This window comes from Kitasatospora sp. NPDC038210, assembly GCF_055600605.1.
Window position 1 is genome coordinate 24,507 of the sequence record NZ_JBVJYK010000051.1, and the last position, 1,842, is coordinate 26,348.

The 1,842-nt window shown below is 74.5% G+C and carries 3 protein-coding genes; all 3 read left to right on the forward strand.

Annotated features, from left to right (window positions below; all coding sequences use genetic code 11):
- The first annotated feature begins 31 nt into the window (after positions 1-31).
- The 3 genes from ACZ7KX_RS41605 (at position 32) to ACZ7KX_RS41615 (ending at position 1,751) form a co-directional block, all read left to right on the forward strand.
- Positions 32-247, forward strand: a complete 216-nt coding sequence (locus ACZ7KX_RS41605; protein WP_470331153.1) for a DUF397 domain-containing protein — start codon at positions 32-34, stop codon at positions 245-247.
- Between the two features lie 225 nt (positions 248-472).
- Positions 473-916 carry a hypothetical protein gene (locus ACZ7KX_RS41610; protein WP_470331154.1) on the forward strand — a complete coding sequence of 148 codons (444 nt, stop codon included), beginning with the start codon at positions 473-475 and terminating at the stop codon, positions 914-916.
- A gap of 55 nt (positions 917-971) precedes the next feature.
- Positions 972-1,751, forward strand: a complete 780-nt coding sequence (locus ACZ7KX_RS41615) for a hypothetical protein (RefSeq protein ID WP_470331155.1) — start codon at positions 972-974, stop codon at positions 1,749-1,751.
- The last annotated feature ends 91 nt before the right edge of the window (positions 1,752-1,842 follow it).

Genomic DNA, 1,842 nt, shown 5'->3' on the forward strand with positions numbered 1-1,842 from the left:
CTGATCGCCGATGCGCTGGAAGGGTTCAGAGATGACGAGGACCGAGTTCAACGCGACTGCCTGGCACAAGAGCAGCTACAGCGGCGGCAACGGCGGCGACTGCATCGAGGTAGCCCCCGGATCCCCCAACCTCGTCCCCGTCCGAGACTCCAAGGACCCCCACGGCCCGGCGCTGGTCTTCCCGGCGGCCGCGTGGGGCTCCTTCATCGCCGCGGTGCGGCAGGGCGAGTTCCCGGTCGAGGGGTAGGGACAACCCCCCGGGGAATCGGCCGGGCTGCCGGAGGGGCTTGGCCGCGGCGTGCGTGGAGGATCAAGGGCGTCCGAACGGACCGTCCCTGACCCCACGTCACCGAACCGAGGCCCCGCGATGTCCCACGCCCCGTCCGCACGCCCACACCCGCCCCGTCCCCGTACCGCCGCCGCACCGCTCGACGCTGCCTTGCCGCCCGCTCCGGTGCGTACCGCGTTCGCCTTGTGGGTCACGGCCGTTGCCGCCGGCGCGTTCGAGACGGTCCTGGCGGTCGGCCGGATGCTCACCGACTCCTCCGGCTCCGCTTCCCAGATCGTCGCGGGCCTGGCCGTCCGTCTGCCGGTGTTCACCGCCGCGCTCCTGGTCGCCCGGCAGATGCGCCGGGGCCGTAACTGGGCCCGGATCGCTCTCGCGCTCGGCCTCGGCGTGCTGGGCACGGCGTCGATGGTGCTCCAGCCGGTCCAAGCGCTGGCTCAAGGCCGGTCCCTGAGCTGGGAACTGGCGCAGGCCGGCCCCCTGGACCTCGCCTTCGGTGCCAGCCGGGCCCTGCACGTGGGCTCGGTGCTCTCCGCCGTCGTGCTGATGTTCCTGCCCGCCGCGAACGCCTTCTTCCGGACCGCCCGGACCGCCCGCACCCGTCGGGAGCCCGGCCCGGCGGGGAGTTGAGTACGGGAACGGATTGCGGGCCGGGGCTGCGACCGGACAGGGTGTGGACGCAAACGTGCGTGCGACCCGAGAGGACACCCGGCCGGTGGAAGGCTTCCTGCAGCTCCTCCTCTACCCGTTCGTCAAACTCTTCGACGCCCTGCAGGGCGTGCGCGGGCACTGGCCCACCGAGCGGCGGATGCGCGCCCTCGCCTCCTCGCCGCGGGCGCGGGCGGCCCGGGCCGCGGAACGGGAGCGGATCCAGGGGGTGGTGGACGCGCTGGGCGCGGTGGAGGGGGTCGAGCACGTGCTGACCATGGTCTCGGACCGCTGCGACCGCCCGGCCGCCCTCGGCCTGTTCCGCACCACCCCCGAAGGCCGTGCGCTGATGGTCTGCCGGCTGTACGCCCGCGCCTACTTCGTGATCCGGGAGGACATCACCGCCGTCCTGCCCAGGATCGGGGCGGCGAACGTGGCCGCGTGGTCCCCCGCCGGACAGCGGACGAGCGCGGGCGGGACGGTCGAGCACGCGCTGCGCTGGTACCGCGACGGCGGCAGGACCGCAGAGGGCTGGGCGATGGACTCCCCCGAGCTGTTCAGCCCGGGGGCCAGGCTGCACTGGGAGCGGCCCGGCGTCGGCATCGACGGCCCGGCGCGGCCGGACCCGGTCGTGGACGACCCGCGCCACGTCCTGGACCGGATGCCGCCGGACGGCGACCCGGCGCAGCTGCTGCGCGAGGCCCGCGCGGACGGGCGGGGCGTGGTCCTGGAGCTGGTCCTCGGCGCGGGCGGGCGCGACCACGCGACGTACCACGTGGTGCCGCGCGGCGGCTTCGCGGGGCGCGGGCGGCTCTGAGAGGGTGTTCGATACCGATTTACGCTGCCGCGAGCGGTTTCGGGCGGAGGTATTGCCCGGTTCTATCCGGGTTGGCGGTCAGGCGGCTGGT

Excerpts from the sequence above, each read along its gene's own strand:
- ACZ7KX_RS41605 (WP_470331153.1), top strand. The coding sequence starts at position 32 with ATGACGAGGACCGAGTTCAACGCGACTGCCTGGCACAAGAGCAGCTAC.